Source organism: Celeribacter sp. SCSIO 80788, assembly GCF_051054295.1.
GTDB lineage: Bacteria > Pseudomonadota > Alphaproteobacteria > Rhodobacterales > Rhodobacteraceae > Celeribacter.
The window spans coordinates 1,110,352-1,136,970 of the sequence record NZ_CP150482.1; the positions used below are offsets into that span (position 1 = coordinate 1,110,352).

At 63.5% G+C, this 26,619-nt stretch carries 29 protein-coding genes; 17 read left to right on the top strand and 12 right to left on the bottom strand.

All coding sequences use genetic code 11. The features are described from left to right. Positions 1–7: 7 nt before the first annotated feature. Positions 8–508, bottom strand: a complete 501-nt coding sequence (benB, locus tag V1471_RS05700) for a benzoate 1,2-dioxygenase small subunit (protein WP_434287387.1) — start codon at positions 506–508, stop codon at positions 8–10. Further along, entirely contained in the window at positions 505–1,863 is a 1,359-nt protein-coding gene (locus V1471_RS05705; RefSeq protein WP_434287388.1) for a Rieske 2Fe-2S domain-containing protein, read from the bottom strand. The genes benB and V1471_RS05705 overlap by 4 nt, the downstream gene beginning before the upstream one ends. Before the next feature lie 295 nt (positions 1,864–2,158). Between V1471_RS05705 and V1471_RS05710 the strand changes: the two genes are divergently transcribed. Further along, positions 2,159–3,106, top strand: coding sequence for a LysR family transcriptional regulator (locus V1471_RS05710; protein WP_434287389.1), 948 nt, complete (start codon positions 2,159–2,161; stop codon positions 3,104–3,106). Here the strand turns inward: V1471_RS05710 and modC are convergent. The 4 genes from modC to V1471_RS05730 all read right to left on the bottom strand — a co-directional run bounded on the left by modC (position 3,103) and on the right by V1471_RS05730 (position 6,133). Further along, on the bottom strand, positions 3,103–4,194 hold the full coding sequence (gene modC, locus V1471_RS05715; RefSeq protein WP_434287390.1) for a molybdenum ABC transporter ATP-binding protein: 1,092 nt from the start codon (positions 4,192–4,194) through the stop codon (positions 3,103–3,105). The two genes, V1471_RS05710 and modC, sit on opposite strands and share 4 nt — an antisense overlap. Beyond that, positions 4,194–4,886, bottom strand: coding sequence for a molybdate ABC transporter permease subunit (gene modB / locus V1471_RS05720; protein ID WP_434290872.1), 693 nt, complete (start codon positions 4,884–4,886; stop codon positions 4,194–4,196). The genes modC and modB overlap by 1 nt, the downstream gene beginning before the upstream one ends. Positions 4,887–4,900: 14 nt before the next feature. After that, positions 4,901–5,671 (bottom strand): molybdate ABC transporter substrate-binding protein, encoded by a 771-nt coding sequence (modA, locus tag V1471_RS05725; RefSeq protein ID WP_434287391.1) that lies wholly within the window; start codon positions 5,669–5,671, stop codon positions 4,901–4,903. Between the two features lie 66 nt (positions 5,672–5,737). After that, positions 5,738–6,133, bottom strand: coding sequence for a winged helix-turn-helix domain-containing protein (locus tag V1471_RS05730; protein WP_434287392.1), 396 nt, complete (start codon positions 6,131–6,133; stop codon positions 5,738–5,740). 120 nt (positions 6,134–6,253) lie between these two features. Between V1471_RS05730 and kdsA the strand changes: the two genes are divergently transcribed. The 4 genes from kdsA (at position 6,254) to V1471_RS05750 (ending at position 8,092) form a co-directional block, all read left to right on the top strand. Beyond that, positions 6,254–7,081 (top strand): 3-deoxy-8-phosphooctulonate synthase, encoded by an 828-nt coding sequence (gene kdsA / locus V1471_RS05735; protein WP_434287393.1) that lies wholly within the window; start codon positions 6,254–6,256, stop codon positions 7,079–7,081. 157 nt (positions 7,082–7,238) lie between these two features. Continuing rightward, a complete protein-coding gene (locus V1471_RS05740; RefSeq protein WP_434287394.1) occupies positions 7,239–7,406 on the top strand; it encodes a hypothetical protein in 168 nt (55 codons plus the stop codon). An 87-nt stretch (positions 7,407–7,493) separates the two neighbouring features. Next, entirely contained in the window at positions 7,494–7,832 is a 339-nt protein-coding gene (locus V1471_RS05745; protein ID WP_434287395.1) for a TfoX/Sxy family DNA transformation protein, read from the top strand. Between the two features lie 83 nt (positions 7,833–7,915). Beyond that, complete coding sequence (locus tag V1471_RS05750) at positions 7,916–8,092, top strand: YqaE/Pmp3 family membrane protein (RefSeq protein WP_081423722.1); 177 nt, start codon at positions 7,916–7,918, stop codon at positions 8,090–8,092. A gap of 74 nt (positions 8,093–8,166) precedes the next feature. On the opposite strand, the gene ndk is transcribed toward V1471_RS05750, so the two are convergent. Continuing rightward, the gene (gene ndk, locus V1471_RS05755) at positions 8,167–8,589 is read right to left on the bottom strand and encodes a nucleoside-diphosphate kinase (RefSeq protein WP_066701699.1); all 423 of its coding nucleotides are present in this window, start codon (positions 8,587–8,589) and stop codon (positions 8,167–8,169) included. Positions 8,590–8,762: 173 nt separating this feature from the next. Between ndk and V1471_RS05760 the strand changes: the two genes are divergently transcribed. The 4 genes from V1471_RS05760 to V1471_RS05775 all read left to right on the top strand — a co-directional run bounded on the left by V1471_RS05760 (position 8,763) and on the right by V1471_RS05775 (position 12,402). After that, positions 8,763–9,209, top strand: coding sequence for a hypothetical protein (locus V1471_RS05760; protein WP_434287396.1), 447 nt, complete (start codon positions 8,763–8,765; stop codon positions 9,207–9,209). A 56-nt stretch (positions 9,210–9,265) separates the two neighbouring features. Beyond that, positions 9,266–11,119, top strand: a complete 1,854-nt coding sequence (locus V1471_RS05765) for an ABC-F family ATP-binding cassette domain-containing protein (RefSeq protein ID WP_434287397.1) — start codon at positions 9,266–9,268, stop codon at positions 11,117–11,119. A 3-nt stretch (positions 11,120–11,122) separates the two neighbouring features. Beyond that, positions 11,123–11,749, top strand: a complete 627-nt coding sequence (locus V1471_RS05770; RefSeq protein WP_434287398.1) for a MarC family protein — start codon at positions 11,123–11,125, stop codon at positions 11,747–11,749. A gap of 83 nt (positions 11,750–11,832) precedes the next feature. Beyond that, on the top strand, positions 11,833–12,402 hold the full coding sequence (locus tag V1471_RS05775; RefSeq protein WP_342352345.1) for a retropepsin-like aspartic protease family protein: 570 nt from the start codon (positions 11,833–11,835) through the stop codon (positions 12,400–12,402). 116 nt (positions 12,403–12,518) lie between these two features. On the opposite strand, the gene V1471_RS05780 is transcribed toward V1471_RS05775, so the two are convergent. After that, positions 12,519–12,977 (bottom strand): DNA polymerase III subunit chi, encoded by a 459-nt coding sequence (locus V1471_RS05780; protein ID WP_434287399.1) that lies wholly within the window; start codon positions 12,975–12,977, stop codon positions 12,519–12,521. 6 nt (positions 12,978–12,983) lie between these two features. After that, positions 12,984–14,450 carry a leucyl aminopeptidase gene (locus V1471_RS05785; protein WP_434287400.1) on the bottom strand — a complete coding sequence of 489 codons (1,467 nt, stop codon included), beginning with the start codon at positions 14,448–14,450 and terminating at the stop codon, positions 12,984–12,986. 193 nt (positions 14,451–14,643) lie between these two features. On the opposite strand from V1471_RS05785, the gene V1471_RS05790 reads away from it, so the two are divergent. The 8 genes from V1471_RS05790 to V1471_RS05825 all read left to right on the top strand — a co-directional run bounded on the left by V1471_RS05790 (position 14,644) and on the right by V1471_RS05825 (position 23,657). Continuing rightward, positions 14,644–15,765, top strand: coding sequence for an LptF/LptG family permease (locus V1471_RS05790; RefSeq protein WP_434287401.1), 1,122 nt, complete (start codon positions 14,644–14,646; stop codon positions 15,763–15,765). Further along, positions 15,762–16,859, top strand: a complete 1,098-nt coding sequence (gene lptG, locus V1471_RS05795) for an LPS export ABC transporter permease LptG (RefSeq protein ID WP_434287402.1) — start codon at positions 15,762–15,764, stop codon at positions 16,857–16,859. The genes V1471_RS05790 and lptG overlap by 4 nt, the downstream gene beginning before the upstream one ends. A gap of 4 nt (positions 16,860–16,863) precedes the next feature. Next, positions 16,864–19,032, top strand: a complete 2,169-nt coding sequence (locus tag V1471_RS05800; protein ID WP_434287403.1) for an LPS-assembly protein LptD — start codon at positions 16,864–16,866, stop codon at positions 19,030–19,032. A gap of 185 nt (positions 19,033–19,217) precedes the next feature. After that, a complete protein-coding gene (locus V1471_RS05805; protein WP_434287404.1) occupies positions 19,218–20,504 on the top strand; it encodes a SurA N-terminal domain-containing protein in 1,287 nt (428 codons plus the stop codon). Then, positions 20,501–21,505: a 4-hydroxythreonine-4-phosphate dehydrogenase PdxA gene (gene pdxA / locus V1471_RS05810; RefSeq protein ID WP_434287406.1), complete on the top strand. Its 1,005-nt coding sequence runs from the start codon at positions 20,501–20,503 to the stop codon at positions 21,503–21,505. The genes V1471_RS05805 and pdxA overlap by 4 nt, the downstream gene beginning before the upstream one ends. Then, complete coding sequence (rsmA, locus tag V1471_RS05815) at positions 21,505–22,347, top strand: 16S rRNA (adenine(1518)-N(6)/adenine(1519)-N(6))-dimethyltransferase RsmA (RefSeq protein ID WP_434287407.1); 843 nt, start codon at positions 21,505–21,507, stop codon at positions 22,345–22,347. Before pdxA ends, rsmA begins: the two co-directional genes overlap by 1 nt. Before the next feature lie 3 nt (positions 22,348–22,350). Further along, positions 22,351–22,773, top strand: coding sequence for a VOC family protein (locus V1471_RS05820; protein WP_434287408.1), 423 nt, complete (start codon positions 22,351–22,353; stop codon positions 22,771–22,773). Between the two features lie 344 nt (positions 22,774–23,117). Further along, positions 23,118–23,657: a helix-turn-helix transcriptional regulator gene (locus V1471_RS05825; RefSeq protein ID WP_434287409.1), complete on the top strand. Its 540-nt coding sequence runs from the start codon at positions 23,118–23,120 to the stop codon at positions 23,655–23,657. A 72-nt stretch (positions 23,658–23,729) separates the two neighbouring features. Here V1471_RS05825 and V1471_RS05830 read toward each other — a convergent pair whose 3' ends face one another. The 3 genes from V1471_RS05830 to prfA all read right to left on the bottom strand — a co-directional run bounded on the left by V1471_RS05830 (position 23,730) and on the right by prfA (position 26,617). Next, a complete protein-coding gene (locus V1471_RS05830; protein ID WP_434287410.1) occupies positions 23,730–24,365 on the bottom strand; it encodes a DUF4167 domain-containing protein in 636 nt (211 codons plus the stop codon). 339 nt (positions 24,366–24,704) lie between these two features. After that, positions 24,705–25,571 carry a peptide chain release factor N(5)-glutamine methyltransferase gene (gene prmC / locus V1471_RS05835; RefSeq protein ID WP_434287411.1) on the bottom strand — a complete coding sequence of 289 codons (867 nt, stop codon included), beginning with the start codon at positions 25,569–25,571 and terminating at the stop codon, positions 24,705–24,707. Further along, the gene (gene prfA, locus V1471_RS05840; RefSeq protein ID WP_434287412.1) at positions 25,568–26,617 is read right to left on the bottom strand and encodes a peptide chain release factor 1; all 1,050 of its coding nucleotides are present in this window, start codon (positions 26,615–26,617) and stop codon (positions 25,568–25,570) included. Before prfA ends, prmC begins: the two co-directional genes overlap by 4 nt. Between the last annotated feature and the right edge of the window lie 2 nt (positions 26,618–26,619).

Genomic DNA, 26,619 nt, shown 5'->3' on the forward strand with positions numbered 1-26,619 from the left:
GCCCTCCTCAGACGTGGTACACGTCGATGACCTGATGGATGTAATCATCCTTCAGCACCACGGTTTTGGCGGTGATTTTCGGCGCCTCGCCCGACAGGTCGAGCGTATAATAAGAGGTGCCGAAAAAGCTCATCGTGGTCTGGTAGCGATGGCTCAGCGTGTGCCAGTTGAACCGCAGATCGAGGTCCTGCTCGCGCCGCTCGACGATCTCGATATTGGTGATCATGTGATTGGTGCGCGGCTCCGGCATGGTCGCGCCCGAGCGTTCGGTCTTGATCCGGAACACCCGATCCTCAAGCCCCTGACGGTTCGGGTAATAGATCAGCGAGACCTGCGATTGCGGGTCTTCGACAAGCTGGTCGTCATCGTCCCAGGACGGCATCCAGAAGGTGGCCTCCGGCGCGTAGCATTCAAGCCAAGCGTCCCAGTCGCGGTCATCGAGAAGCCGGGCTTCCAGGTAGAGAAAGGCGGCGATCTGTTCGAGATCGGATTTCACAAACGCGTTCATGCCATCACCTCCTCACCAGCGGAGACCGGCGCGGCCGCCTCCTTGTCGAGCGCCTCGATCAACAGCCCGGACCAATATTCATGCTGGCGCACGAACAGCCCCTCGTCCTCGGAGCGGATGCCGCTCAGGATCGGGGTCATCCCCATCGCCTTGGCGTTGTCATCCGGCCCGTCGATCCAGCGCGTCGCGCCCCGGCTCAGGTCGTTCCACACCCCGTCGGCGGCGGCATAGGCCGTCTGACAGGCGCGGAATTCCTCAAGATCGTCGGGCGTGCCCATGCCGGAGACGTTGAAGAAATCCTCATACTGGCGCAGACGCGTCGCGCGCTCTTCCGGGGCCTCGCCCACCGGGGCGAAACAGTAGATGGTGATCTCCGTCTTATCGACGCTGATCGGGCGCACCACGCGGATTTGCGTCGAGAACTGATCCATCAGATAGACGTTCGGATAGAGCGCAAGGTTGCGGGTCTGGGTGGTGATGAACTCGGTCTTCTCCTTGCCGAGACGCGCCTCAAGCTCCTCGCGGTGGTTCCAGACCGGGCGCACTTCGGGGTTCAGCGTCCGGGTCCACAGAAGGATATGCCCGCGCTCGAACCCGTACACCCCGCCGACGCTTTTCGACCAGCCGTTGGCGTCCACCGCCTGCGTGCCCTCGTCCTTGCGGTGGCCCATGGTGGCCGCGTAGTTCCAGTGCACCGAGCTGACGTGATAGCCGTCCGCGCCGTTCTCCATCTGGAGCTTCCAGTTGCCATCGAACGTATAGCTCGAATTGCCGCGCAGCACCTCAAGCCCGTTGGGCGCCTGATCGACGATCTGGTCGATGATCACCTTGGTCTCGCCCAGATGCGCATCGAGCGAGGGCACATCGGCATTCAGGCTGCCAAACAGAAAGCCCTTGTAGCTCTCGAATTTGGCGACCGCTTTGAGGTTGTGCGCGCCGTCCTTGTTGAAGCCTTCCGGGTAGCCGCCGGTCTTGCCGTCTTTGACCTTCAAGAGCTTGCCGGTGTTGGAAAATGTCCAGCCGTGGAACTGGCAGGTGAAGCTCGATTTGTTGCCATGCTTGCGGCGGCAGAGCGTCGCACCGCGATGCGCACAGGCGTTGATCACCGCGTGGAGCTCGCCCTCTTTGTCGCGGGTGATGACAATCGGAACCCGGCCGATCCAGGTGGTGAAATAGTCGTTCGGCTCCGGGATCTGGCTCTCATGGGCCAGATACACCCAACCGTTTTCGAAAATATGCTTCATCTCCAGATCGTAAATCTCTGCGTCGGTGAAAATATCCCGGCGGCAGCGATGGATGCCGTTTTCGTCTTCCTCGACGGCCCCCGCGATGCGGTCTCTGAGCGTGGTGGTCATGCGTTCTCCTCCGTTTTGGCGCGTGCGCGATGGCACGTTTGCTGTCCCGTTCGGATCGGCGGAAAGAGCCCCGGATCCGGCAAGCCGCCTGACGACAGCATGCAAAAACCCGGCCCCCGAAACGGGGGAGAAGAGGCCCAGTCACGCCTCTTGAGACCTTTTTGGTATCTGATGATACCTCCCTGACGGCCGCTCCTCCAGCCGCCACATCCAAACAAGATTGGACCACTGTGCGGGTCATGGGGTAAAAAATCCAAGACCAAGTTCATCTGTTTCTATACGGGGAGGGTATAGTATGGAGATGCGCCAGCTTCGCTATTTCGTAGCGGTCGCCAGCGAGCGGAATTTTTCCCGCGCCGCCGAAAAACTGCACATGGCCCAACCGCCGCTCAGTCGCCAGATCCAGATGTTGGAGGCCGAAATGGGCACCGAGCTGATCGACCGCACGGTTCGCCCCCTGAAACTCACCGCACCGGGGCGGCTTTTTTTCAAACAGGCGGAGCAAATTCTCGCCCATGCCGAGGCCGCCAAGAAGATGATCGAGCGTTCCGCCCATTCCGGTCGGCAAAGCGTTGTCTTCGGCTTCGTCGCCTCGACCATGTACGGGCGGTTTCCGGCGCTCATCCGCGGCTTTCGCAAAGTGGCGCAGGACGTCGACATCAACCTGATCGAGATGAGCAGTCTGGAGCAAATCCCCGCCCTCAAGGAAGGCCGGATCGACGCCGGTTTCGGCACGCAGCGGTTCGAAGATCCTGCGATCACCCGCGTGCTCCTGCGCGAGGAGGACATGCTCGTCGCCATGCCCGAAACCCATCCGCTGGCGCAGGAAGACGGCCCGCTGCCGCTCGCGCGCATCGCGCAGGAGCCGCAAATCCTTTATCCAAGCCAGCCGCGCCCGAGCTTTGCCGATCAGGTGCTCGCCGTGTTCCACGATCACGGCATCTCGCCCAACATCGCCCATGAGGCGCGCGAATTGCACATCGCCATCGGGCTTGTGGCCGCCGAGGAAGGCATCGCCATGGTGCCCGAGGCGGTGCAGCGCGCGCGCATGGAAGGGCTGTGCTTTCGCCCCCTCGTCGAACATGCCACCTCGCCGATCTTCATGAGCTTTCGCCGCGACGACAGTTCGCGCCCGATCCGCCAGATGATGGAGGTGATCTGCGACCGTTACCCCGGCTGGGGCTATGCCGCGCCCGAGGGGCTGCGCAAGGAGCTGGAAAAACGCGGCGTGGTGAAGACCTAAGTCTGCGCCGCCACCGCGCCGATGTCGGAGGAGGCCACCGCCACCGTCTTGACGATGGCATGGATCGCCACGCCCGGCGCGAGATCGAGCGCCTGTGCCGAGCGCCCGGTGATCCGCGCCAGAACCCGGCCCGCTTGCGTGTCGATGGCCACGATCACCGCCCCCTCATGCGGCTGCATCTGATGCACCACCCCCGACAGGATGTTGAGCGCCGAAAGCCCCTCCGGCCTTTGCCGCGACAGGATCACATCATGGGCCGCGATGCGCACCCGAACCTTTTGCCCCGGCGCTTGGGCAATCTGCGGCAGAAAGAGCGGCTCTCCGCCCGCGTCCAATTCGGTCAGCCCGTCGGCGTGATGCGTCTTCACCGTCACGGTCAGCACCGCCCCCGCCTCCCGCGCGCCCATCGGCAAAACGTCCGGATCGCCCAAAACCTCCGCCGCCGCCCCTTGCCGCACCACCTTGCCGCCCTCCATGACGACAACCGTGGTCGCAAGCCGCGCCACCTCGCTGGCGGAATGGCTGACATAGAGGATCGGCACCGCCACCTCGTCGCGCAATCGCTCGAAATAGGGCAGAATCTCCGCCTTTCGGGTCTCATCCAGGGCCGACAAAGGCTCGTCCGCGAGGATCAGTTTCGGCGCAGACAAAAGCGCCCGTCCTATGGCGACCCGCTGCTTTTCACCGCCCGAGAGCGCGCCGGGGCGGCGGTCCAGAAGCGGCCCGATCCCCAAAAGCTCGACCACCCGCCCCATGTCCTCGCGCGGCGCGTGTTTCGGCGCGAACCATGCACCGTAGTTCAGATTTTGCCGGACCGTCAGATGCGGGAACAGCCGCGCGTCCTGAAAGATATAGCCCAGACGGCGCTGATGCGGTTTGAGCCGCAGCCCGGCGGCGGTGTCGAGCAGGGTCCACTCCCCAACCGCAATCCGCCCGCGATCCGGGCGCAACAGCCCCGCCACCGCGTTGATCACCGTGGTCTTGCCCGACCCCGAAGCGCCAAACAGCACGGTCAGCCCCGGCGGGGCCTCGAACCGCGCCTCCAGCGTAAAGCCCGCAAACGCATGGTGCAGATCAACCGATAACATCACTTGCCCCCCACCCGATCCGCCACACGTCGGGCGAGGATTTCAGACATCAACAGCGCCGCCATCGCGACCGCCACCGACACAAGCACCAGTTTCATCGCCGAACCTTCGCCGCCCGGCACTTGCAGGAAAGCATAGATCGCCGAGGGGATGGTGCGGGTCTGGCCGGGAATGTTGGAGACAAAGGTGATCGTCGCGCCGAACTCTCCCATCGCCTTGGCAAAGGCCAGAATGGCCCCCGCCACGATCCCCGGCAAGGTCATCGGCAGAGTCACGGTCAGAAACACCCAGAATGGCGAGGCGCCCAGAGTGGCCCCCGCCTGTTCCAGTTTCACATCCACCGCCTCGATCGACAGCCGGATCGCCCGCACCATGAGCGGAAAGGCCATGACGCCGGCGGCCAGCGCCGCGCCTTCCCAACGAAAGGCAAAGGTGATGCCGATTTGATGGAGAACGCTGCCCACAGGCCCTTTCACCCCGAAGGTCAAAAGCAGCATATAGCCCGTGACGACCGGCGGCAGGATCAGCGGCAGATGCACGATTCCATTGAGCAATTGCTTACCCGGAAAGGACCAGCGCGCCAGAGCATAGGCGGTGAAAATGCCCAAAGGCAGGCTCGCCGCCACCGCCCAAAAGGCGACGCGCAACGACAGGCGCACCGCCGCCCATTCTTCCGGTCCCAACCAGTCCAGCAAAGACGTCCCCTTTAGTCCGCGACGACCACAAAGCCCTGACGCTCGAACGCCGCACGCGCCTCGGCCCCCTTGAGATACTCAAGGAACTCCGCCTCGGCCGGCACATCGCGGTTCGCCAGATCGGCAGCAGGATAGACAATCGCCGGGTGGCTGTCTGCCGGGAACGTGCCGACCACGGTCACGCCCGCTTCCGCCGCCGCATCGGTGGCGTAGACGATGCCATAAGGCGCTTCGCCGGTGGCCACGAGCGCCAGAGCCGCCCGCACATTGTCGGCCTGCGCCACCTGCGCCTCGACATCGTCCCAAAGCCCGAGCGTTTCGAGCGAGGCCTTGCCGTAAATCCCGGCAGGCACCGCATCGACCAGCGCCATCGCCAGACGCCCGCCGTCCAGAAGCCCCGCCAGATCGAGATCGGGGGTGATCTCCACCGCATCGGCATCGCCTGCCGCGATCAGCACGATGGAATTGTTCAGCAAATCGAACCGCGTGCCCGGTTCCACAAGCCCCTCTTCCTCAAGCGTGTCCATCCAGCCCGGATTGGCAGAGATGAAAATATCCGCCGGAGCCCCCTGTTGGATCTGGCGCGCCAGTGCCGAAGACCCCGCCAGTGAAATCGCAAGGCTGTGGCCCGTCTCGGCCTCGAATTTCTCTTCGATCTCGGCCAGCGCATTGGTCATGCTGGCGGCGGCGAAGACGGTGATCTCTTCGGCATGGGCCGTCAGAGGGGCAAAGGCCGAAACGGCTGCAAGCGCCAAAGCGCGACGGGGGAAAGAAACGGACATGGGAACTCCCTGAGCATGGATATGTTTGCACAAACATATCGCAACACATGCAGGAAGGGGCAAGCGTTATTTCCCTTCGGACATATCGAGACGCATATCGTCACGTTCCGCCAGCATCCCCCGGATTACGGCAATCCGCGCCTCCGATGCCGCCTCGACCTCCGCCAGAATGGCCCGATATTGCGTCAAAACCGCCTCGCCTGTCTCCGTCAGATGCGCGCCACCTCCCTTGCTTCCGCCTCGCGCGGAGGCCACCAGCGGCTCTTTGAACGCGGCGTTCATCTCCTCGACCAGCGACCAGGCGCGTTTGTAGCTCATCGCCATCGCCCGCCCCGCCGCCGCAATCGAGCCAGTGTCGCGAATGCCTTCGAGCAAATCCGCCTTGCCCGGCCCGAGCATCAGCCGCGCGCCGAAATAAATCCGCAACCGGAGCCGCGTCTCGTCATCAAGTTCTTCACTCATAGGACTGTTCTGCCCCAGCGCCGCTTTCCGCGCAAGCGCCCTGCCCGCTGTCGCTCGGACTTGCGCCAGCCCCCCGCTTCATGGGATAGGGACGCCAGACCTGCCACAAAGGAGCCCGACATGACCGCCAAAGATGTCGCCATCGGAAATGTCACCTTTTCCAACGCCAAACCCTTCGGCCTCATTGCCGGTCCGTGCCAGTTGGAAAGCCTCGATCACGCCCGCATGCTGGCCGAGAAGATCGCCGAAGCCTGCGCACCGACCGGCACCGGCTTTGTGTTCAAAGGCTCCTATGACAAGGCGAACCGCAGCTCGCTGTCGGGCAAGCGGGGTCTGGGCGCCGAAAAGGGCCTCACCATCCTGTCGAAAATCCGCGAGGAATTCGGCTGCCCGGTGATCACCGACGTACACGAACCCGCCCATTGCGCCATGGCCGCCGAAGCGGTCGACATCCTGCAAATCCCCGCCTTTCTGTGCCGCCAGACCGATCTTTTGCTCGCCGCCGGCGAAACCGGAAAGGCGATCAACGTCAAGAAAGGCCAGTTCCTTGCGCCCTGGGACATGGACAACGTCGCCGCCAAGCTCGCCTCCACCGGCAATGACAAAATCATGCTCTGCGAACGCGGCACCTCTTTCGGCTACAACACGCTGGTGAGCGATTTCCGTGGCCTGCCGCGCATGGCCGAAACCGGCTATCCGGTGATCATGGACGCCACCCATTCGGTCCAGCAACCGGGCGGCAACGGCACCTCCACAGGCGGCGACCGCACCATGGTCCCCGTTCTGGCGCGCGCCGCCGTCGCCGTGGGCGTCGCGGGGCTGTTCATCGAGACCCATGAAGACCCGGACAATGCGCCCTCCGACGGGCCGAATATGCTCCGCATCGAAGACCTCGGCCCGCTTCTGGCAACGCTGCATGCGCTCGACACGGTCGTGAAACCGGCCTGAAGACCACCGACTCGATTTCCCTAAAATTTATCTAAAAACCCGGACAAATCGCCCGGGTTTTTCGCATTTCTGCCCCACATTTCGCCACGCACTCTCAGCAGAATGTAACCTGTGTCACGGCACACTCCGTGGCACACGAATTTCGAGGAGAGACGCCATGCACCCGAAAGACACTGAGCAGCTCCAACATCCGCCCCCCGTTCCGCCGCTCGCCTATCAACGGCCCCTGCCGCAACAGCGCGCGCCCATCACCATGAGTGAGATCCCGACCGTCGCCGCCCGTCACATGCCGCATCCGACCTTCATCGATTGGGCGATGATCTGAACCAACCGGGTCGGGCTTTGCTTGACGCGCCCCCGAAGCTGCGGGACAGTTGCGACATCCGCCTGTCTCGCAGTTCCCTGGACGCCCATGCCGACACCCGTCTCTTCCATCCGCAACCTCGGCCCCGCATCGGACGCTAGTTTCGCGCGGGCCGGGATCACCTCCGCCGAGGAGCTCCGTGAAATGGGGGCGGATGCCGCGTACAGGCACTTGCTGGCGCATGGCACCCGCCCCCATTTTATCGGCTATTACTGCATCGTCATGGGGCTTCAGGGCCGACCTTGGAACGATTGCAAAGGCAAGGAAAAGGACGAGTTGCGCGCCCGGTTCGATGCCATCGTCGCCTCCGTGCAGGAAGACAAGACCGCCGTGCCTCTGGGCATCGAGGCGATTTTGAACGACATCGGCACAGGGCTGCGACGCTAAGCGCCTTTCGTTCCGTTCGGAACTTTCCAAAGAAGGCGGACGTTTCTCTCCAAAGCACAAGCTGCACAGATAAGGAGAGACACATGGACCTCATCCGCATCCTCGCCGCCATCATCCTGCCGCCTCTGGGCGTTTTCATGCAGGTGGGCATCGGCAAACAGTTCTGGATCAACATCCTTCTGACGCTTCTGGGCTATATCCCCGGCATCGTCCACGCCGTCTGGATCATCGCCCGCACGCCCGAGGAGGGCCGGATCTGAGCTTACGCGCTCATACCACATGAAAAAGGCCGCCCCGAAGAGCGGCCTTTTCAAATGTCGGAACCGGGTTCGGTTCAGCCAACCAGCTCGATGCCGGAGAAGAAGAAGGCGATTTCTTCAGCAGCGGTTTCCGGGGCGTCGGAGCCGTGCACGGAGTTTTCGCCAACGGAGAGCGCGAACTCTTTGCGGATGGTGCCTTCGGCCGCGTCCGCCGGGTTGGTGGCGCCCATGACTTCGCGGTTTTTCGCGATGGCGTTCTCGCCTTCGAGAACCTGAACCACAACCGGCTCGGAGATCATGTATTCGCACAGCTCACCGAAGAACGGACGGTCTTTGTGCACACCGTAGAAAGCCTGTGCCTGAGCCAGCGTCAGCTGAATGCGCTTGGAAGCCACGACGCGCAGGCCTGCCTCTTCGAACTTGGCAACGATCTTGCCGGTCAGGTTGCGCTTGGTGGCGTCGGGTTTGATGATGGAGAAGGTACGCTGGATCGCCATTGGGAAAGCCTCTTGGATCTCGATTTGCAGTGAAAACAGGTGCAGAAAGCTCCGCGCCCGAAGATTGCGCGCCGGATACCACGGGCAAAGCGGTTTGAAAAGCGGCGATTGACACTCTTTGGGCGACGCGACACAGTTGCAGGGATTGAGAATTTCGTCAAAAGGCATTTGAAATGAGCAAACTACACCTCCTGATTGTTTCTGCACTCTTTTCCGTATTCAGTCTCTTTCCTCTCACGGGCAGCGCCCAGTCAAAGTTTAATGCAGATTACCCGATCTTTGAGAGCACCGCTGAAGTCGACAAAATCATCGTGGATCTGACAAGCACTCTAAAAATTGATCAGCTCCTGGTCACGGTGTCAGGCGATCAAAGCGTAACCGCTCAGAACCGGGCAATCGTTCAACAGCAACTCTCGGCTCTTTTTCCGCGCAAAATCAAAAACCACGCCGTCCTGATCGAGCGCGAGTCAGGCGAAGGTTTTCGGGAAAAAATCGACGTTTTCTGGGCAGATAAGCAGTATCTTTTCACACAGACCATCACTCATGAACGCGACGACGGGGTGATTGTCATGGAATTCATAGTCAATACGTCGCTCTCGCAAATAAAACCCTACTTTTGATGGCAGACAGCGCGCAGGCTCTGGACGCGTCAATAGCCCACTGCTAAGCCGCGCTCATGTTGAAGATCCGCGATATCACCTATTCCGTCGAAGGCCGCACCCTCATCGAGGAGGCGTCCGTCACCATTCCCACCGGCCATAAGGTCGGCATCGTGGGCCGCAACGGCGCGGGCAAAACCACGTTGTTCCGGTTGATCAAGGGCGATCTCGTCCTTGAGGGCGGGTCCATCGAGATTCCGTCCCGCGCCCGCATCGGCGGCGTGGCGCAGGAGGTGCCCGGAAATGAGGTGTCGCTTCTCGACACGGTTCTGGCCGAGGACAAGGAACGCGCCAGCCTGATGGCCGAATCCGAGACCGCCACCGACCCGCACCGGATCGCGGAGATTCAGACCCGTCTCGCCGACATCGACGCATGGTCCGCCGAGGGCCGCGCCTCCTCGATCCTCAAGGGGCTCGGGTTCAACGACGAAGAAATCGCGATGCCCTGTTCGGCGTTTTCCGGCGGCTGGCGGATGCGTGTGGCTCTGGCAGGCGTGCTGTTTTCGCAGCCCGATTTTCTTTTGCTCGACGAACCGACCAACTATCTCGACCTCGAAGGCGCGCTTTGGCTTGAGACCTATCTCGCCAAATACCCGCACACGGTGTTGCTGATCTCCCACGACCGCGCGCTGTTGAACCGTGCCGTGGGGGCGATCCTCCATCTCGAAGGCAAGAAACTGACGCTCTACACCGGCGGTTACGACGATTTCGCCCGCACCCGGAGCGCCCAACGCGCGGTACAGGCCGCCGCCGCCAAGAAACAAGAGGCGCATCGCGCCCACCTGCAAAGCTTTGTCGACCGGTTCAAGGCGAAAGCCTCGAAAGCGAAACAGGCACAGTCCCGCGTCAAGATGCTTGAGAAGATGGAGACGATCACAGCGCCGGAAGACGCCGCGCGCATGGTGTTTTCCTTCCCGACTCCCGAAGAGCTGTCGCCGCCGATCCTGCGGATCGAGGGCGGGTCCGTGGGCTATGACGGCAAGGCGATCCTGCAACGGCTCGATCTTCGGATCGACCAGGACGACCGCATCGCTTTGCTCGGTCGCAATGGCGAGGGCAAATCGACGCTCTCGAAACTTTTGTCCGACCGCCTGCCTGCCATGGGCGGCGACATCACCCGGCACAAGAAACTCCGCGTCGGCTTTTTCGCCCAACATCAGGTGGACGAACTGCATCTCGACGAGACCCCGCTTCAACACCTGCGCCGCGCTTTGCCGAACCTTGAGCCCACGAAACTGCGCGCGCGCCTTGCGGGCTTCGGCCTTGGTGCCGATCAGGCGGAGACCGAGGTCGGGCGACTGTCCGGCGGTCAGAAAGCCCGCCTGTCTTTGCTCTTGGCCACACTCGATGCGCCGCATCTTCTGATCCTCGACGAACCGACCAACCACCTCGACATCGAAAGCCGCGAGGCGCTGGTCGAGGCGCTGACCGAATACACCGGTGCGGTGGTGCTCGTGTCGCACGACATGCACCTTCTCTCGCTCGTGGCCGACCGGCTCTGGCTGGTGAAAGACGGCCGCGTGACCCCCTATGAGGAAGACCTTGAGGCCTACCGCCGCTTCCTCGTTCAGGGCGACGAGAAACCGAAAGAACCCAAGGCCAAACCCGCGCCGAAGGTCAAAAAAGCCACCCGCGAAGAGCTGATGGCGCTGCGCTCCGAAGTGCGCAAATGCGAGGACCGGGTCGAAAAGCTCAACGATATGAGCGAGAAACTTCAGGTCAAGCTCGCCAACCCCGATCTCTACGAGGACAAACAGGCCGCCGTCGTCTGGCAGAAAAAATATGCCGAAGTCTCGGAGGCCATGGACCGCGCCGAGGCGCTTTGGATGGCCGCGCTCGAAAAACTCGAAGCCGCCGGGGGCAAGAGCTGAGCCATGGACCCGCAAGTTCTGATCACGGCCTTCATGACGCTTTTCGTCATCATCGACCCGATCGGGCTTGCCCCCTTGTTCGTGGCGCTCACCCAAGGAGCGACGGCACAGCATCGCCGCGCCGTCGGCCTGCGCGCGGTGCTGATCGCCTTTGCGATCCTGACGCTTTTCGGCCTGTTCGGCGATCACGTGCTTGCCTTCATCGGCATCTCCATGCCCGCCTTCCGCATTGCGGGCGGGCTTCTGCTGTTCCTCACCGCCCTTGAAATGCTGTTCGAGAAACGCACGAAACGCCGCGAGGAACATGCCCAACACCCGGAGCACCAGCCGGTCGAAGACCCCTCCGTCTTCCCGCTCGCCACGCCTCTGCTGGCCGGTCCCGGCGCGATCACCTCGATGATCCTTCTCATTGATCAGGCCGATGGCGTCACCGGTGTCCTGTTCATGCTCGGCGTGCTCATCGCGGTATTGGCCGTTTGCCTGCTGTTCTTCGCTCTGAGTGGCGTCATGGAACGCGTCCTCGGCGCCACCGGCATCAATGTGGTGACCCGGCTCATGGGCATGCTGCTCGCGGCTTTGTCGGTGCAATTCGTCGTGGACGGGATCAAGGCGATCTTCTTCATCGGCTGATCGTCCCTTTGACGTTTTCGTCAGGAACAGAATGTCCCACTGACAAACCCCGCCCGCGCCCCTATCTATGTCCTATGGATCAGATGGACACCGCCCGCATTCTCTATCTCTCGCTGCTCCTCGGAGCGGTCGGGTTCTATTACGTCATCGCCAACCGCAAACGCATGGGCCAGATGGTGCGCCATGCCGTGCTCTGGGCGCTGATCTTCATCGGCGCGCTGGCCGCCGTCGGATTGTGGCAGGACGTCCGCCCCCGCCTTGCCCCCGCGCAGATGAGCATGGGCGACGGCATCGTCACCGTGGATCGCGACCATTCCGGGCATTTCTCCGTCATGGCCGAGGTGAACGGCGCGCCCGTGGAATTCCTTGTCGACACCGGCGCGTCCAACGTCGTGCTCTCGAAAGAGGATGCCGAGCGCGCGGGCATCGACATCGACAACCTCGCCTTCACCGGCCACGCCCAGACCGCCAACGGCTCGGTGCGCACGGCGGCGGTCAAGATCGACACGCTGGAGATCGAAGGCATCACCGACAGCCGCGTGCGGGCCTATGTCACCGATGGCGAGCTGTTCGGCTCGCTTCTTGGCATGGATTACCTGCAACGCTATGAAAGCATCGAGATCAAACAGAACAAGCTGATTTTGACGCGGTGAAGTTAGGGGCTTTGCCCCTCACCCGGGCTCCGCCCGTTCGAGGCTGAAACGCTCCCCCGGATCGTTTCCAAGCCGCCTCTCACCCCCAGGATATTTTTAGACAAAAGAAGCCGCAGTCAGCCCTTCTTGCTCTCCGCCTTCTTTTCCCAGCGGCCGCTTTCCTCGGACCAATATTGCGCCTCGGCCCCGGCCCCCGTCAGGGTTTTCCACTGCACCCGCGCGTGTTGCACCGCCGCCTCGTCATAGCCGTCGAACAGGATACAGGCGCGGTCGAGTACTGCAATTTCCTCAGCACTCAGATCCGCCCCGCCCACGCTCATCACGCAGGCCGCTTTGTTGTCCCCCGCGCCCGTGGTGAACAGCACCGGTTGGTCCGCGTCATGCGGCCCCCCGGCCATGCCATGGGGCAGAAATCCCTCCCGCAGCCAGAGCGCCTGATCGAGCGCGCGCAGCATCTCCTCGGAGCGCCCGCGCACCTCGACCCGCCAGCCCGCAGAGAGAGATTTCTCCGCAAGCGTGGCCAGCGTGTCGATCAGCGGCCCCTGTGTCAGGTGATAGAAATAGACAGCACCCATAAGGTGTTAGCCCTCTTTGTTCATCTCGTCGATCATCCGGTTGAGCGCCAGAACGCCCCAGCCGGTCGCGCCTTTCGGCGCCAAAGCCGTCCCGGAGGCCACCGAGGCCACACCCGCGATGTCGAGGTGAATCCACGGCGTCTCATCCTTGACAAACCGCTTGAGGAATTGCGCCGCCGTAATCGCCCCGCCCCAACGCGTGCCGACGTTTTTCATATCGGCGACGTTGGATTTCAAGAGATCGTCATAGCCCTGTCCCATCGGCAGGCGCCACGCGCCCTCGCCCTCCGCCTCGGCGGCTTTGAGGAAGCTGGCGCAGAACGCATCATCGTTGGAGAACACCCCGGCGTTTTCATGCCCCAGTGCCACGACACAAGCGCCCGTGAGCGTCGCGAGGTTGACCATGGCTTTCGGCGCAAAGGTCTGTTGTGCGTACCAGAGCACATCGGCCAGAACGAGGCGGCCTTCGGCATCGGTGTTGATGATCTCCACCGTGTCGCCCTTCATGGATTTGACCACATCGCCCGGCCGCGTCGCCTGCCCGTCGGGCATATTCTCGACAAGGCCCACAAGCCCCACGACATTCGCGGGCGCCTTGCGCAGCGCCAGGGATTTCATCACGCCCGACACCGTGCCCGCGCCGCCCATGTCCATGGTCATGTCTTCCATGCCCGCCGCCGGTTTCAGAGAAATCCCGCCGGTGTCGAAGACAACCCCCTTGCCGACAAGCGCCAACGGAGCCTCGTCGCCGCCCGCCTGCCATGTCATCACCACCATTTTCGTGGGCGTCACAGAGCCCTGGCCCACGGAAAGCAAAAGGTTCATGCCCAGCTCGGCCAGACGATCCTCCTCGAAGACCTCGACCTTGATGCCAAGGCTTTCAAGTTCGGTCAGACGGGAGGCGAATTCGACCGTGGTCAGCACGTTCGACGGCTCGGACACCAGATCGCGGGTGAAGAACACGCCTTCGGCCAGCGCCGTGACCGTCGAAAGATCGACCGCCTCCGGTTTCGCCACCGCGAGCGTCACGGCGGGCGCAACGGGCGCTTCGTCCAGGGTTTTATGCGCGGTGAAGCTGTAATTCCGGAGCATCATCCCGAGCGCAAGCTCTTCGACGCGCTTGAGGCTGCCCGGCAGGACCAGCGCGCCCTCTTTGTCGAGCGCCGCCCCAATCGCCGCGCCCGCCTTGCGGCAAAGTTCGACCGAGGCCTGATGCGCAAGTTTCACAACCTGAACCGCAGAGGCGGCCATGCCGACCGGATAGGCCAGATCCTTCGCCTCGCCCTCTTTCATCTTCTCGAAGGCCGGGCTTTCGACCAACCGCGCCAGAGCGCCCTTCGTCAGCCGGTTGATCCGTCGTGCCGCCGGGCTCATCTTGCCGTCGGGCGTCACCATCACAGAGACCCGTCCGGGGGCTGCGGCGATGGCGTCGAGGTCCAATTCGGTCACGGTGATCTGGGCAAGCGCGGTCATGGCAATTCCTTTGCTGAATTCGGGTTTTCCCATAGGTAGCGGCCATACCCCCGACTGACCAGTGCGAGTTTGCGCCGATTGCATCGGTTTGCGCACGGGTTTCTACTTTCTCCCCGCGCAGGCTGCGGATAAAGTCCGCCCGAACGCAAACACCAGTATCGGGACCAGTGGGTTGGGAAGATTCGACAAATACATGCTTCAGCAACTGCTGATGCTGTTCGGATTCTTCTCGCTTTTGCTGGCGCTGGTGTTCTGGGTGAACAAGGCGGTGAGCCTCTTGGACTGGCTGATGGGCGACGGGCAATCGGCCTCGACGTTTTTGCAACTCACGCTTCTGTCCCTGCCGACGATCCTCGTGAACCTCCTGCCGATCGCGGCCTTTGCCGCCGTGGTCTATGTCACCAACCGCCTGTCCTCGGAATCCGAACTGGTGGTGGTGCAGGCGGCCGGGTATTCGCCCTATCGCCTTGCCCGCCCGGTGCTGTTCTTCGGCCTCATCGTCGGGCTGATGGTCGCCATCCTCGCCCATGTGCTTGTGCCCCTGTCGCAGCGCGAACTGGACCTGCGCCGCGCCGAAATCGCCAGCGACGTGACCGCCCGGCTCCTGACCGAAGGCTCCTTCGTCCATCCGGTGCGCGGCATCACCTTCTACGTGCGCAACATCTCGGCCGCGGGCGAGCTTGAGGACGTCTACCTCTCGAACAGCCGCGAAAAGAGCCAGCGCCAGAGCTTCATGGCCTCGCGCGCCCTGATCGTCAAAGACGACAGCGGCCCGATGCTCCTGATGTTCGACGGCATGAGCCAGACCTATGAACTTGCCGCACAGCGCCTCTCCGTCACCCGTTTCGACAGTTTCTCCTACAGCCTCTCGGGTCTGCTCGGCGAAACCCGGACCCGGCCGCGCACCCTGCGCTCCACCGACAGCCTCACGCTCTTGCAGGCCAGCCCGGCGCTTCAGGAAGAGATCGGCCGCACGCCGCAAGAGATGTTCGCCGAGGTGACCCAGCGCACCAACAAGGCCGTCCAGGGCCTCGTCATCTGTCTCGTCGGCTTCGGCGCGCTGCTGATCGGCGGATTTTCGCGCTTCGGCCTCTGGCGCCAGATCCTTCTCGCGATCCTGCTTCTGGTCGTGGTGAAAACCCTCGACAACAGCTTTGGCGGCATGATCGACGACACCCCAAGCCTCTGGCCGCTGCGCTATCTCGCCTCCGTTCTGGCCGTCGCCATGGCGCTCGGGCTGATGTGGAAAGCCGCCCATCCGCGTCTGCGCCGCCGCAAGGACGACACCCCGGACCGCGAGGGAGACACGTCATGAGGCTCGATCTCTATTTCGCCCGCCGTTTCCTGCGCGCCCTCTTGATTGTCCTCGCGATGTTCGCCGGGCTCATCCTCATGGTCGAAAGCCTCGACCAGCTCCGCGATCTCGCCGATCTCGGGGTCGGCAGCGCCGCCGTTCTGCACATGGCGCTCCTGCGCGTACCGCGCACGCTCTACGACATCCTGCCGATCATCGTGATGATCGCCACGCTGGTGCTGTTTCTCGGTCTTGCGCGCTCCTCCGAACTGGTCGTCGCCCGCGCCGCCGGGCGCTCCGCCCTGCGCTCTCTGGTGCCGCCGGTTGCCGTCGCCTTCCTGTTCGGTGCGCTCAGCGTCGCCGTCTTCAACCCGATTGCCGCCACCACCGAACGCAGCTACGAGCGCCAGAAAACCCTGTTCAGCCAGGGCGAAGCCCAGGTGTTTTCGGTCTCCGACGAGGGGCTGTGGCTGCGCGAAGGCACGCCCAGCGGCCAGATGGTGATCCGCGCCGGGCGCTCCAATCTCGACGGCTCGCAATTGCAGGAGGTGAGCTTCATCGGCTTCGCCCCCGACGGCACACCGCTCTACCGGATCGAAGCGCAGAGCGCCCAGATCGAGGACGGCCAGTGGCATCTCACCGGGGCCAAGCGTTGGCCGCTGACCGGCGCCGCCAACCCCGAGGCCGCCGCCACCGTGCACGACACGCTCACCCTGACCACCTCGCTCACCCCCGATGAAATCCGCGACCGCTTCGGTGCGCCCGAGGCCGTGCCATTCTGGGAACTCACCAGCTACATCGACAAGCTCGAAGTGGCCGGTTTCTCCGCCCGTTCTTACCGCATGTGGCTGCAAAGCGAGCTGGCCCTGCCGTTCTCCTTTATCGCCATGGTGCTGATCGCTGCGGGCTTCACCATGCGCCATACCCGTCTCGGCAACACCTCCTCGCGGGTGATCACCGCCGTGCTTCTGGCCTTCGGCTTCTATTTCCTGCGCTCCTTCGCCATCGTCATGGGACAGAACGGATTGCTGCCGATCTCTTTGGCCGCCTGGGCGCCGCCGCTCGCGGTCATCCTCGCCTCTCTTGCCCTTCTGCTGCATTTGGAGGATGGATAAGGACATGACCGCCGCACCGAAGGCCCCCCTTTCCCGTCGTGCGCAGCCCCTGCGCGCCCCGCTCACGGCCCTCGCCCTGAGCGCTGCCCTGTCCATGGCCGCGCTGCCCGCGATGACCCAGACAGCATCCGAGCCCTCCACCGCGCTGATGGCCGACAGCGTCAGCTTCGACGGCACGCTGTTGATCGCCTCCGGCGCGGTCGAAGTGTTGCGCGGCGACACGCGGCTCACCGCCACGCGCATCACCTTCGATCAGAAGACCGGTGCGCTCTCGATCGAAGGTCCGATCCGTCTCACCGAAGCCGATGGCGCGACCGAGATTCTCGCCTCCGCAGCCGAGATCGACACCGAGTTGAAAAACGGCCTTCTGCTGTCGGCGCGCATGGTGATCGACCGCCAGATGCAACTGGCCGCCGCCCGGCTCGACGTGGTCGAAGGCCGCTATACGAGGCTCGAGAAAACCGTCGCCTCGACCTGTGAGGTCTGCGCCGTGCGTCCGGTGCCGCTCTGGGAAATTCGCGCCAGCGAAGTGATCCACGACAACGAAACCCATCAGCTCTATTTCACCGACGCGCATTTCCGCATCGTCGACATTCCGGTGTTCTGGCTGCCGCATCTGCGGGTGCCCGACCCGACCGTGAAACGCGCCAACGGCTTTCTCATCCCGGAGATCCGCACCGATTCCACCCTCGGCACCGGCATCGAGATCCCCTATTTCATCACCTTGGGCGATCACCGCGACCTCACCGTCGCGCCCTATCTGGCAAGCCACACCACGACGCTCAACCTGCGCTATCGTCAGGCCTTCGTGCATGGCGATCTCGAACTGAACGGCGCGGTCAGCTCCGACGACACCCGCGACGGGCTGCGGGCCTATCTCTTCGCCGAGGGCAACTGGCGGCTCGACAATGGCATGAAGCTCGGCTTCGATCTGCGCGCCACCTCCGACATCGCCTATCTGCTCGATTACGGCTATTACGACGAAGATTACCTGCCCTCGAAAGTCACGCTGAGCCGCTACCGCGAAGACGAGGCCATCGACGGGCAATTCGTCTATTCCCGCAGCCTGCGCGATTCCGATGTGGCGATCGAGGACACGCTGCCCTTCCTTCTGGGCGAGTTCAGCTACGAACATCTCTACGATCCGGCCCGTCTGCCGGGTCAACTGAGCTTCGGGATCACCGCCTCGACCTCGTACCGCGATTCCGAAGACGACATCGACGGCTATGACGTGCTGCGTCTTGGGGCCGAAGGGCGCTGGAGCGGCTCGACCGTCTTCGGCCCCGGCCTGAAACTCGAAAACGCCGCCGCCCTCTATGTCGACGGCTACCTGCAACAGCAATATTCCACCTACGAAAACCACGTCACCCGCCTCACCGGCAGTGCCGAAACCCGCCTGAGCTGGCCGCTCACCCGTACCACCGCCTCCGGCGCGTCCGAGCTTCTGGAACCGCTGTTGCAGCTTGGCTGGTCCGACAGCACCGGCGGCGATGTGCCCAACACGGATTCGCGTTTCGTCGAGTTTGACGAGGGCAATCTGCTGACCCTCGCGCGCTTTCCCGGCGCCGACCGGCGCGACACCGGCCTGACCGCCGCCGCCGGGCTGCGGTTTTCGCATTACGGCGAGACCTCCGACTATGGCCTCACGCTCGGTCGGGTCCTCAGCCTCGAAGATCACGACGCCTATTCCGTCGCCTCCGGCCTCTCCGGGCAAAGCTCCGACTGGCTCATCGGTGCCGGGCTGCGCTTCCAGAACGGCTTTGCCGCCAATACCCGCGCGCTCTTCACCGAAGACGCGGAAATCACCAAGTGGGAAACCCGTCTCGATCTCAGCCGCCCGCGCTATGCCATCGGCTCCTCCTATGCCTATGTCATCGCCGATGCTGCGGAGGACCGTGACACCGATCTCAACGAATTCGGCTTCGACGGCTCGGTGAAACTGGCGCAGAACTGGAGCGCCACGGCGCAATATCTCTACGATTTCAACGAGGACGAAGCCACCCGCGCCGGGCTTGGCCTGCAATTTCAAAACGAATGCACCCGGCTCAAGCTCGAATTGTCGCGCCGCTACTGGAATACCGATTCCCTCGATCCGACCACCCGCGTGGCGTTTTCCGTCGGCTTCGGCGCCTTCGGATCGGCCACGCAAAAGACCGGTTCCTGCGCCTTCTGAGACGCGCCCCAAGCCCGTCATCGCCCGTCGCGCCGCCTCGCTGCGTTCACAATCGGGATATTCCCCGTCCCGCACGGCGCCCAGACGAGCAATCCGCTTGGCCCAGACCGCGAAACCTCTTAAAAGAAACCGACATCTGGACGAAAGCTCCGAAACCGGGGCAACAAGTGGGCATGGGAGTGAGCATGACACGCAAATTCGGGGCTGATCTTCTGGAGGCGGTGAAAACCTCTCTGCGCAAACCCTTGCCGACCGGCACAATCCGCGGCGGGCTTTTCGCTCTGGCGCTGGCTGTGCCCGGGCTGACCCCCGGACTGGCCACGGCCCAGAATCTTTTCGCCCCCGCCGCCTATGTCAACGACAAGGTGGTGACCGGCTACGAACTTGAGCAGCGCATGCAGATGCTCTCCGTTCTCGGCGGCGCGCAAAGCCGCAAGGACGTGCTCGACGCCCTGATCGAAGAGCGCCTCAAACAACAGGTCGCCGATCGCGTGAATTTCAAACTCACCGACGAACAGGTCGCCTCCGCAATCGCCGAATTCGCCGCCCGCGGCAAGTTGCAACCCGAACAGTTCCTGTCGCTGATGGCGCAAAACGGCGTTTCGGCCCAGACCGTGCGCGATTTCGTGTCCTCGGGCATCATCTGGCGTGAATACGCCCGCGCCCGGTTCTCCTCGAAAGCCCAGATCTCAGAAGCGGAGATCGACAAGGCGCTGCAATCGAACGGCCCCTCCGGCGGGCTGCGTGTGGCTCTGTCCGAGCTTTTCCTGCCCGCGCGCACCCCTGAAGAGGCCGCGCAATCGGATGCGCTCGCCAAACAGATCGCGGCCAACCCCACGATCCCGGCCTTTGCCGCCGCCGCCGAGAAATACTCCGTCGCCCCCTCGCGCGAGAAAGCCGGGCGGATGGAATGGGCCTCGGTCGGCGATCTGCCGCCTGCCCTGCGTGCCGCCGTCATGGGCCTCAAACCCGGCGGGATCAGCGCGCCCCTGTCCACCGGCAACGCCATCGGTCTGTTCCAGCTGCGGTCCGTCGCCGAGATCGACACCCCGACGCCCAATGCCAACGCCATCAAATATGCCGCCTATTACATCGCGGGCGGACGCTCGGAAGCCGCGCTGAAACGCGCCGCCGAGGTGAAGGCCAATGTCGACACCTGCGACGACCTCTATGGCATCGCCAAGGGCGAACCGGAAAGCGTGCTCCAGATCGACACGCTGCCGGTGAGCCAGATCCCCAACGATGTGGCCTTCGAGCTTGCCAAACTCGATCCCGGCGAGGTCTCCACCGCGCTGACCCGTGCCGATGGCCAGACGCTTGTTTTCCTGATGATGTGCGGTCGCAATTATGAGGCTCTGGCCAATGCCGACCGCGACGCCGTGCGCGCCCAGCTGCAATCGCAACGCATCGGCGCGCTGGCCGACAGTTTCCTCGCCGAAATGCGCGCCGACGCCACGATCGTGATCCCATGAGCCAGAGCGATCTGCGCCCCTCCGATCTCGCCCCCATCGCCCTGAGCTGTGGCGAACCCGCCGGGGTCGGCCCCGAGCTTGCGGTCAAGGCCGCCAAGCTTCTGGGCGGGGCCGTGCCGTTCTTCTGGATCGGCGATCCGCGCCACCTGCCCAAGGATGCGCTGTTCGAAGAGATCGACAGCCCCGCGCAGGCGCTCGACATCGCCCCCGGCGCTTTGCCCGTGCTGCACCACGACTTCCCCGCCGAGGTCCGCCCCGGCCACCCCGATCTCTCGAACGCCCACGGCGTGATCGAGGTGATCCGCCGCGCCACAGCGCTCGTGCAATCGGGCGAGGCCTCCGCACTTTGCACCGCACCGATCCACAAGAAAGTCCTGAAGGACGGCGCGGGCTATGCCTTTCCCGGCCACACCGAATTCCTCGCCCATCTCGGCGGCGTCGAGCGCGTGGTGATGATGCTCGCCTGCACCGAGCTGCGCGTCGTCCCCGTCACCATCCACATCGCGCTCAAAGACGTGGCCGAGCAGTTCACGCCCGAGCTTCTCGAAGACACTATCCGCATCACCGCCGCCGATATGGAGCGCTTTTGGGGCTATACCACGCCGCGGATCGCCATCGCGGGGCTCAATCCACATGCGGGCGAAGGCGGCGCGATGGGCAGCGAAGAGATCGACTGGATGATCCCGCTCATCGACCGGCTCAAGACGCAGGGTTTCGATCTCAAGGGCCCGATGCCGCCCGACACCATGTTCCATGGCCGGGCGCGCGCGGGCTATGACGTGGCGCTCTGTGCCTATCACGATCAGGCGCTGATCCCGATCAAGACCATCGACTTTTCCGGCGGCGTCAACGTCACCCTCGGCCTGCCCTTCATTCGCACCTCGCCCGATCACGGCACCGCCTTCGACATCGCGGGCAAGGGCGTGGCCGATCCGTCGAGCCTCATCGCCGCGCTCAAGATGGCGCAGGATATGGCGATCACCGCCCGGAAAGCACGCTGATGGCCACTGTCGACGGGCTGCCGCCGCTCCGCGAGGTCATCGCGACCCACGAGCTTGTGGCGAAGAAATCGCTGGGCCAGAACTTTCTGCTGGACCTGAACCTGACCTCGAAAATCGCCCGTCAGGCGGGCGATCTGACGCAATGCGACGTCTTGGAGGTCGGCCCCGGCCCCGGCGGTCTGACCCGTGGCCTTCTGGCCGAGGGTGCGCGCAAGGTTCTCGCCGTCGAAAAAGACAGCCGCGCCATGGCACCGCTCGCCGAAATTTCCGCCGCCTATCCCGGTCGGCTCGAGGTGATCAACGCCGATGCGCTTGAAATCGACCCGCTCGAACGCCTGACCGCCCCGGTGCGCATCGTCGCCAACCTGCCGTATAACGTCGGCACGGAATTGTTGGTGCGCTGGTTGACGCCCCCGTCCTGGCCGCCCTATTGGGCCTCGCTGACGCTGATGTTTCAGCGCGAAGTGGCCGAGCGCATCGTCGCCGAGCCGGGATCGAAGAAATACGGTCGTCTCGCGATCCTGTCGCAATGGCGCACCCGACCCCGCATCGTCATGGAACTGCCGCCGGAAGCCTTTAGCCCGCCGCCGAAAATCCATTCCGCCGTGGTGCATTTCGAAGCCCTGCCCGCGCCGCGGTTCGAGGCCGATCCGAAACTCCTTGAGCGCATCGTCGCCGCGGGTTTCAACCAGCGCCGCAAGATGCTCCGCGCCTCGCTGAAGGGCCTCACGCCCGACATCGAAGACCGCCTGACCGCCGCCGGGATCAAGCCCACAGACCGCGCCGAACAGGTGCCGATCGAAGGCTGGTGCGCGCTCGCCCGCGAAATGGCCAAGGCCTAGGCGGTGTTCTCCCATGTCACCCTCGGCGCCGACGATCTCGATCTGGCCGCCACGTTTTACGACGCGGTTCTGGGGGAAATCGGCCTCTCGCAACGCCCGTTCGAACCGGATGGCGGCCCGGACGCGCGCTGTTGGGTGCGGCCCGAGGCGCCCTATCCGCGCTTTTACGTCTCCCAGACCTACAACAAAGCCCCCGCCAGCGCCGGGAACGGCACCATGCTGGCCTTTGTTGCTCCAACGCGCGCCGCCGTCGACCGCGCCTATGCCGCGGGCCTCGCCCATGGCGGCACAGACGAGGGCGCGCCCGGCCTGCGTCCCCACTATGCCCCCGATTACTACGGTGCCTATCTGCGCGACCCGTTCGGCAACAAGATCCACCTCGTGCATCGCGCCGAGCTGACCGAAAGTTTCGGGATCGAGGCCTGACAGCCCCCTAAACCCGAGTTGTAGCGCCGCCACTCCAACTCCAGTTCAATCGCCAAACCTCCCCGCATCGTCTTTTCTGGGGCGATGGCACGGTCCTGCGCGCTTCTGATCTTGGTATAAGTCTCAGCGCCCCGACGTCCCGCCAAACCGATCTTCCCGGAAAGGCGGCATCGCAACGCTCTCAGGCACGGGCGATTTCAATATCGTCACACCCAGGACGTCCGATGCCCCCCTGGCGCCGGGGCCTCCCGAGCCCCGGCGCTTTCTCCAATTCATCCCGCGTTTCAGCCCCGCCGCTTTGTCCGCTCCCTTCCCCCCCTCAGGACGGCGGGCTATAAAGGGGCATGACAAAGACCCCGACACGACGTCACATCCTTAGCGCCTCTCCCGCCCTGATCATCGTCCTGATCGTGGTCCAGAGCGTCTGCGCCGTGTTCTTCCTCGCCGATGTGCTCGCCGATCTCCGAGAGGTCGGCGGCCAACCGACCCTGCACCTCATGATCGAAGCCATCGCCACCGGCACGCTGGTGATCGCCATCCTGTTCGAACTGCGCCTGATCCGCGATCTGATGCAGCGCAAGGCCCGGCTCGAACGCAGCCTCAAGGACGCCTCCCGCGCCGTCTTCGACGTGATCGAAAGCCATTTCGATCTCTGGGGCCTGTCGCCGTCCGAGCGCGATGTCGCGAGCTTTCTCGTCAAAGGCTTTTCCATCACCGAAATCGCCGAATTGCGTGGCAACAAGGAAGGCACGATCAAAGCGCATCTCAACGCGATCTACCGCAAATCCGGCACCCGCAACCGCGCCGAGATGATGTCCGCCCTGATCGACTCCCTGATCGACCCGCACCCGCAGACCGAGACGCCACAACCCTCAGCGCCCTGAGCCAGCCCGTCCAGACATGAAAAAACCCCGCTCAATGGCGGAGTTTTTAGCATTCCAATACTTTGGGCGGGCTTATTCCGCGGCCTCTGTGGTGTCCGGCGCGCTTTGCGGCGCACTGTCCCGGTCCGGCTGTGCCTCCTGCGCGGGGGCCTCTGCGGCGGCGGCTTCCGCCTCCTTCTCCGCCTTGGTCTTGCGCGGTTTGCGCGGCGCACGCGGGCGTTTCGGCTTCGGCTGATCCTCGGGCGTCTCTACGAGACCGGTCTCAGAGCTCTCACCGCCCGCCTCGCTCCCATCGCCCTCGACAAAGACCAGATCGGGCTGATCGCCCTCGCCCGCCACCGGCTGAGCCTGTTGTTCGGTCTGTTGCTCGTCGCGACGGCGCTGACGTTCGGCACGCTCGGCTTCCTGACGGTCGCGGCGTTCCTGTTGCTCGCGCTCCTGCTGTTCGCGTTGCGCGTCCAGCTCTTTCTGCGCCTCGCCCAGCATCCGCAGGTAATGTTCCGCGTGCTGCTGGAAGTTCTCGGCCGCCACCCGGTCGTTGGCAAGCTGCGCGTCGCGGGCAAGCTGGTTGTATTTCTCGATGATCTGTTGCGGCGTGCCGCGCACCTTGCCCTCGGGGCCGGAGCTGTCGAAGACACGGTTGACGATATTGCCAACGGAACGGTTGCGGTTGTTCTTGGACCGCGAACGGTTTTTCGAGGATCTCATACGGTGTTCTTTCGAGCCTATATCTCGTTAATCGAGCCTGTGTGCCGGATTCTCGGACCGGCTTTTGAAGCTGGCTTGTCTGTCCCAATGCGCTCTCGTTCTCTCGAGAGCCCTCAACATCAAAGCTGTGCAGGGTAAGAGCGTCGGGGAGCAAACTCCCGTCCGGCGCATCCCCTCTGTAACCCTGTCCTGTCGGGTATGACAAGCGATTTTTACATGATTCTGGTACCTTTATACGGCATTTCGTCGGAAAAACGCCGGGAAACCACAGGACTTGCCCCGAGACTGGTACAAAACCGTTACCAATTCGCTGACAGGGTGGAAAAAACGTGCTTTGCCTTATTTGCCCGCATTGCGCGGATGCGGGTTCGGCGCCTGCGCCCGCACCACCCGGTCGCGCCCGTCGAGATCGGCAATCACCCGCACGCCCTTGAGCCCTTGGGCCAGAAACAGCTCCGACACGGCCGCGCCCTGGGTCGGACCGATCTCGACGATCAGCCGCCCGCGCGGCGCCAGATGCGCCCGCGCGCCCTTGGCAATCGCCCGATAAGCCGTGAGCCCGTCCGCCTCATCGGTCAGCGCCATGCGCGGCTCATGCGCCAGTTCGGGCGCGAGCGACGGCATTTCCGAGAGCGCAATATAGGGCGGGTTCGACACGATCAGCTCGAACTCACCGTCGATCCCGTCCCACCAGTCGGCCTGCTGAAACCGCGCCCGCCCCGTGAGGCCCAAGCCTTCGGCATTCTCCCGCGCGACGCTTAGAGCAGCCTCGGACAGATCGCTTCCAAGCCCCTTGGCCAAAATCTGTTCCGCGAGCAATGTCAAAAGGATAGCACCCGACCCTGTGCCAAGATCGAGCACCGAATTGAACGGCCGCGCGAGGGCCTCGGCGATCAGGATCTCGGTCTCGGGCCGCGGGTCGAGCACATCGGCGCTGACCTTGAAAGACCGCCCGTAGAATTCCCGATGCCCCAGAATATGCGACACGGGTTCGCGGTTCACCCGCCGGTCAATCGCCACCGCAAACGCCGCCTCGTGCGCCTCTGAAATCGCATCCGGCATCACGAGTGTGAGCCGCGAGGGCACGAGCCCCAGCACATGCGCCATCAAAAGCCGGGCATCGCGCGCCCCGCCCTCGATCCCGGCCTCGGCCAGACGTTTGGTGCCTTTGATCAGCGCCGTCTGCACCGTGGACTGAACCGTCATCCCGCCATCTCCGCCAGAAGGGCCGCCTGATGATCCGCAATCAGCGCATCGATCACCTCATCGAGATCGCCGCCCATCACCTGATCGAGCTTGTAAAGCGTCAGGTTGATGCGGTGATCCGTCATCCGGCCCTGCGGAAAATTATAGGTGCGGATGCGTTCCGAGCGATCCCCGGACCCGACCTGCGATTTGCGATCCGCCGAGCGTTCGGCATGGAGTTTTTGGCGCTCCGCGTCATAAAGCCGCGCGCGCAGCACGGTCATCGCGATCTCGCGGTTGCGGTGCTGGGATTTCTCCGACGAGGTTACGACGATTCCGCTCGGAATATGGGTGATCCGAACCGCCGAATCCGTGGTATTGACGTGCTGCCCGCCCGCACCCGACGAGCGCATCGTGTCGATGCGGATGTCATTCGGGTTGATCTCGATATCCACCTCCTGCGCCTCCGGCAGCACCGCCACGGTGGCCGCAGAGGTATGAATCCGTCCGCCCGATTCCGTTTCCGGCACGCGCTGCACCCGGTGCACGCCGCTCTCGAACTTCATCCGCGCGAAAACGCCCTCGCCCTCGACATTGGCGATCACCTCCTTGATGCCGCCAAGCTCGGTCTCCGCCAGCTCGATGATGTCGAACCGCCAGCCCTTCGCCTCGGCATAGCGCTGATACATTCTAAGCAGGTCGCCCGCGAACAACGACGCCTCGTCGCCCCCCGTGCCGGGCCGGATTTCGAGAATGGCCGAGCCGGTATCCGCCGCATCCTTGGGCAAAAGCGCGATCTGGAGCGCCTCTTCCGCCTCCGGCAGCCGCGCCTTCAGCCCCGGCAATTCCTCTTCCGCGAGCGCGCGCATCTCCGGGTCCGACAACATCGCCTCGGCCTCGTCAATATCGTCCGCAAGGCGTTGATAAGCGCGGATCTGTTCGACCACAGGGCGCAGCCCGGCATATTCGCGGCCCAAGGCGACAATATCGCCCGTGCCCTGCGCCATCGAGGCTTCAAGGAATTCGAAACGTTGCAGAATCTGCTGGAGGCGGTCTTGAGGTATCATGA

Bases quoted from the DNA above. Each gene is read 5' to 3' on its own strand.
- benB (WP_434287387.1), bottom strand. From the start codon at position 508: ATGAACGCGTTTGTGAAATCCGATCTCGAACAGATCGCCGCCTTTCTC.
- V1471_RS05705 (WP_434287388.1), bottom strand. From the start codon at position 1,863: ATGACCACCACGCTCAGAGACCGCATCGCGGGGGCCGTCGAGGAAGAC.
- V1471_RS05710 (WP_434287389.1), top strand. From the start codon at position 2,159: ATGGAGATGCGCCAGCTTCGCTATTTCGTAGCGGTCGCCAGCGAGCGG.
- modC (WP_434287390.1), bottom strand. From the start codon at position 4,194: ATGTTATCGGTTGATCTGCACCATGCGTTTGCGGGCTTTACGCTGGAG.
- modA (WP_434287391.1), bottom strand. From the start codon at position 5,671: ATGTCCGTTTCTTTCCCCCGTCGCGCTTTGGCGCTTGCAGCCGTTTCG.
- V1471_RS05730 (WP_434287392.1), bottom strand. From the start codon at position 6,133: ATGAGTGAAGAACTTGATGACGAGACGCGGCTCCGGTTGCGGATTTAT.
- kdsA (WP_434287393.1), top strand. From the start codon at position 6,254: ATGACCGCCAAAGATGTCGCCATCGGAAATGTCACCTTTTCCAACGCC.
- V1471_RS05740 (WP_434287394.1), top strand. From the start codon at position 7,239: ATGCACCCGAAAGACACTGAGCAGCTCCAACATCCGCCCCCCGTTCCG.
- V1471_RS05745 (WP_434287395.1), top strand. From the start codon at position 7,494: ATGCCGACACCCGTCTCTTCCATCCGCAACCTCGGCCCCGCATCGGAC.
- V1471_RS05750 (WP_081423722.1), top strand. From the start codon at position 7,916: ATGGACCTCATCCGCATCCTCGCCGCCATCATCCTGCCGCCTCTGGGC.
- ndk (WP_066701699.1), bottom strand. From the start codon at position 8,589: ATGGCGATCCAGCGTACCTTCTCCATCATCAAACCCGACGCCACCAAG.
- V1471_RS05760 (WP_434287396.1), top strand. From the start codon at position 8,763: ATGAGCAAACTACACCTCCTGATTGTTTCTGCACTCTTTTCCGTATTC.
- V1471_RS05765 (WP_434287397.1), top strand. From the start codon at position 9,266: ATGTTGAAGATCCGCGATATCACCTATTCCGTCGAAGGCCGCACCCTC.
- V1471_RS05770 (WP_434287398.1), top strand. From the start codon at position 11,123: ATGGACCCGCAAGTTCTGATCACGGCCTTCATGACGCTTTTCGTCATC.
- V1471_RS05775 (WP_342352345.1), top strand. From the start codon at position 11,833: ATGGACACCGCCCGCATTCTCTATCTCTCGCTGCTCCTCGGAGCGGTC.
- V1471_RS05780 (WP_434287399.1), bottom strand. From the start codon at position 12,977: ATGGGTGCTGTCTATTTCTATCACCTGACACAGGGGCCGCTGATCGAC.
- V1471_RS05785 (WP_434287400.1), bottom strand. From the start codon at position 14,450: ATGACCGCGCTTGCCCAGATCACCGTGACCGAATTGGACCTCGACGCC.
- V1471_RS05790 (WP_434287401.1), top strand. From the start codon at position 14,644: ATGCTTCAGCAACTGCTGATGCTGTTCGGATTCTTCTCGCTTTTGCTG.
- lptG (WP_434287402.1), top strand. From the start codon at position 15,762: ATGAGGCTCGATCTCTATTTCGCCCGCCGTTTCCTGCGCGCCCTCTTG.
- V1471_RS05800 (WP_434287403.1), top strand. From the start codon at position 16,864: ATGACCGCCGCACCGAAGGCCCCCCTTTCCCGTCGTGCGCAGCCCCTG.
- V1471_RS05805 (WP_434287404.1), top strand. From the start codon at position 19,218: ATGACACGCAAATTCGGGGCTGATCTTCTGGAGGCGGTGAAAACCTCT.
- pdxA (WP_434287406.1), top strand. From the start codon at position 20,501: ATGAGCCAGAGCGATCTGCGCCCCTCCGATCTCGCCCCCATCGCCCTG.
- rsmA (WP_434287407.1), top strand. From the start codon at position 21,505: ATGGCCACTGTCGACGGGCTGCCGCCGCTCCGCGAGGTCATCGCGACC.
- V1471_RS05825 (WP_434287409.1), top strand. From the start codon at position 23,118: ATGACAAAGACCCCGACACGACGTCACATCCTTAGCGCCTCTCCCGCC.
- V1471_RS05830 (WP_434287410.1), bottom strand. From the start codon at position 24,365: ATGAGATCCTCGAAAAACCGTTCGCGGTCCAAGAACAACCGCAACCGT.
- prmC (WP_434287411.1), bottom strand. From the start codon at position 25,571: ATGACGGTTCAGTCCACGGTGCAGACGGCGCTGATCAAAGGCACCAAA.
- prfA (WP_434287412.1), bottom strand. From the start codon at position 26,617: ATGATACCTCAAGACCGCCTCCAGCAGATTCTGCAACGTTTCGAATTC.